This window comes from Xenorhabdus sp. SGI246 (assembly GCF_040838225.1).
Lineage (GTDB): Bacteria > Pseudomonadota > Gammaproteobacteria > Enterobacterales > Enterobacteriaceae > Xenorhabdus > Xenorhabdus indica.
In genome coordinates this window covers 1-3121 of the sequence record NZ_JBFPEZ010000145.1, presented here as the reverse complement: position 1 = coordinate 3121, position 3121 = coordinate 1, and the positions used below count along the sequence as shown (strand labels likewise).

Below are 3121 nucleotides of genomic sequence, written 5' to 3'. Positions count from 1 at the left end.
AATTAAGGGACACAACCTAATTTTTGATGAATGATTGGCTTGCTTAAATCTATCCGGCGCCAATGTAGGCAAGAATGCCTATGCCTCAATGAGTTCCGCGCCTTATGAACCTTAAAATGCACTCGGCTTCAAACCAGGGCGAGATCTCACAATTTTAACAAGGTTATTTAGGTTAAATAAAAACCAAAATATAACTTTTTATAGCACTTCTCTCATTAAAACATTAAGATCTCGCTATTCTACAAAAGCGTGATCTTAATAATGAGTATTTTCAAATTTATCAGTAAGATAGATGACCCACGTTCTGACATCAATAAAAAACATGAATTAATGGATGTGATTTTTTTAGCTTTTTCCGCTGTGTTATGTGGGGCTTCCGGCTGGAAATCAATCTAGGAATTTGGTGAGATACAATTCGAGTGGCTTAAACAATATACCAATTTTACTCACGGTATTCCTCGCCGCAACTGTATTGCAAATATTATCAAAACGATAGAACAAGATACGCTGGTCAAAGCCTTTTATGCCTGGCTCAACCAACGCCGGGTTAAAGCCGGAAAAAGCCTCATCACTATTTGATGGAAAAACAATGAGGGGACCTGCAAAGGAACCTTGTTTGAAGCCCTGCATGTGGTCAGTGCTTATGATGTAGAATCGGGTGCTGCCCTGTACCCGAAAGTCAAGGTCAGGAAGGCCCTATTGCAAGGCGACTGATTGAATTATTGGCACTTGATGGAGCAATTGTCACGCTGGATGCCCTGCATTGTCAGAAGGAAACCCTTGAGTTAATTACCCAACGAGGCGGCGATTTTATTGTTAGCGTCAAAGGGAATCAAAAAACTCTCTCTGGGTTTGTTAAATCGCATTTTGCTGCGCATTATAATAACGACGAACTGGCTGAATTTACGGAGAAAAGCGGGAGGCATGGACGGACAGAATTCCATCACGTTATGCAAGTTCGAGCGGCATTGCCGGCAGCACTTCAGGAAAAATAGCCATCAATCCAGTCTGTTATCGAAGTGGTCAGTGAACGCAGTGTGAAAGGCCAACCAGCCCACCGTGATTCACGTTGATATGTGAGTTCGCTGCCTTTAGATGCGGGAGCGGGCTGCTACGGCAATAAGAAAGCACTGGTCAGCGGAAAATGAGCTACACTGGGTTTTGGACGTCACCTTTCGGGAAGATACTATCTCGCTTAAAGATCCTGATGGTGCAGCGCAAATGGCCCTTTTTAATCGAATAGCCTTAAATGTGATTAAACAAAATACCAGTATAAAATATAGTCAAGGCGCGAAACGTCGAAGAGCGACTTGGTCGGGGGTATTCTATAGCCAGCTTATCTTTGATTAAATTAAATACAAAGTGGAATCTCACCCTGTGACCCAAGATGATAGCTTATTATGTGAATCCAAGCTTTTTTCTATAACTAAACAATACCATACTAAAAAATTAAAAAATTAATAATTTATTATTTTAGTAATTAGATTATCATAATCTCTCACGTATCGTATCCATAAAAATATTATAACGCGATGCTCGACTTTCATGGTGAGTTGAAATGACATAGCCGCTCCTTTATAACTTTAAGTCGCCAAAAATAGAAAAATAAAGGAACAAGAAGCTATGCCACAACAAGATTTTATCATTTGGGTGTTTTGTTGGGTAGAAGAGAATTTAGCGGAGTTACAGCAAGACACCCGATTTAGAAGCCGGGGGATCCCTCCCAAATTGAGTGATGCTGAAGTCATTACGATGGAAGTGATTGGTGAATTCTTAGGATTTTCAAAAGATAAAGGGATTTGGACGTATTTTTGTCGCCACTGGCGTGAGTGGTTTCCCAGACTTGGTTCACGAGCCAACTTTGCCAAACAGGCCGCGAACCTTTGGGTTGTCAAACAAAAACTGCAAGAAAAACTGGCAATGTTATTGGGTACATTCGACAGGCCGGTTCATATTATCGACGGATTTCCTCTGCCCGTCTGTGGGTTCAAAAGAGCGAAAAGCAGTGCCAAATCATTTTTATGATAGTCGAATTTCAAGATACAAGGGCATCTGGTGATAGATGAATTCGGGGTGATGCTGCCAACGTGTTGATTGCAACTCGAAGCCGTGCATATTGTTTCCTTGCATGCAGCAAGATCGCGACCATTGCGTCATGAGCAAATCAACATATTGGAGGCATCACCGAATTCGGCGTGGTGACGGGGATCACGTTGACTCCTGCCAGTGGCAGTGAGCGTGAAGCCGCCTGGGATTTGGTCAGGCCAATAAAAGGAACTTTGCTTGGCGACAAAAGATACTTAGGCGTTGAATTTAAACAAGAAATGAATAAACAAGGCATTAAGATGATTACCCCGATGCGTTCCAATATGGATGATCCCCTTCCCAAGGAAACGAGAAGAATGATTAATGCCAAACGTCGTTTAATTGAAACCGTGATTGGTCAACTCGCCGGGCAATTCGCTATCGAGAAGTGCTGGGCGCGGGATTTGTGGCATTGAGTAATCGAATAGCCAGAAAATTGCTTTCTCACACGTTGGGTATTTTTGCCAATTTTAAACAAGGTAAAAGTCAACGCGACTGTCTTCAACAAGCCAACGTCATCGGATGTTAAAGTCGAGCATCGCGTTATTATACCAATCGCCATTGAAGGTGCTTTATTTCTTATCCAAACCAGATCATGCTTACGACCATGAAAATTCATCTGACACCAGAACAAAAACACGCCCTCGAATTGATGCATGATACAGCTCGTGACAGTCGAGTCTGTGATCGCATCAAGGCCCGTTCTTTTGGCGTCAGAAAGCTGGACAGCTCAGATGATTGCACAGGCCTTGCGTATTCATGAAAGTACGGTAAGCCGTCACCTAAAAGATTTCATCGCGCTGGAAAAACTCACCGCCGGAAAATGGCGGCTCTGAAAGTCATCTATCTCTCTGCCGAACAACCCGCTGACCTGATTGATTATTTGACGGCAAATTTGATACATACTACCGCTCAAATTGTGGCTTATTCCCGGGCGCGCTGGCAGGTTTCTTTCAGCGTGGTCGGAATGACGAAATGGCTTCACCGCTAAGGTTTCAACTACAAAAAACCAAAGGGAATGTAATGAACGCATCCC

At 42.9% G+C, this 3121-nt stretch carries 2 protein-coding genes and 2 pseudogenes; all 4 read left to right on the top strand.

The features are described 5' to 3' along the window. The first annotated feature begins 261 nt into the window (after positions 1 to 261). A pseudogene (locus ABLA85_RS18580) lies at positions 262 to 1350 on the top strand (ISAs1 family transposase). A 273-nt stretch (positions 1351 to 1623) separates the two neighbouring features. Further along, a complete protein-coding gene (locus ABLA85_RS18575) occupies positions 1624 to 2025 on the top strand; it encodes a hypothetical protein (protein WP_367965794.1) in 402 nt (133 codons plus the stop codon). A gap of 170 nt (positions 2026 to 2195) precedes the next feature. After that, entirely contained in the window at positions 2196 to 2501 is a 306-nt protein-coding gene (locus tag ABLA85_RS18570) for a transposase (protein ID WP_367965793.1), read from the top strand. Positions 2502 to 2680: 179 nt separating this feature from the next. Continuing rightward, a pseudogene (locus ABLA85_RS18565) lies at positions 2681 to 3073 on the top strand (transposase); the annotation flags it as partial. Positions 3074 to 3121 lie beyond the last annotated feature (48 nt).

Coding starts and splice junctions, on each gene's coding strand:
- ABLA85_RS18575 (WP_367965794.1), top strand. CDS start 1,624: ATGCCACAACAAGATTTTATCATTTGGGTGTTTTGTTGGGTAGAAGAG.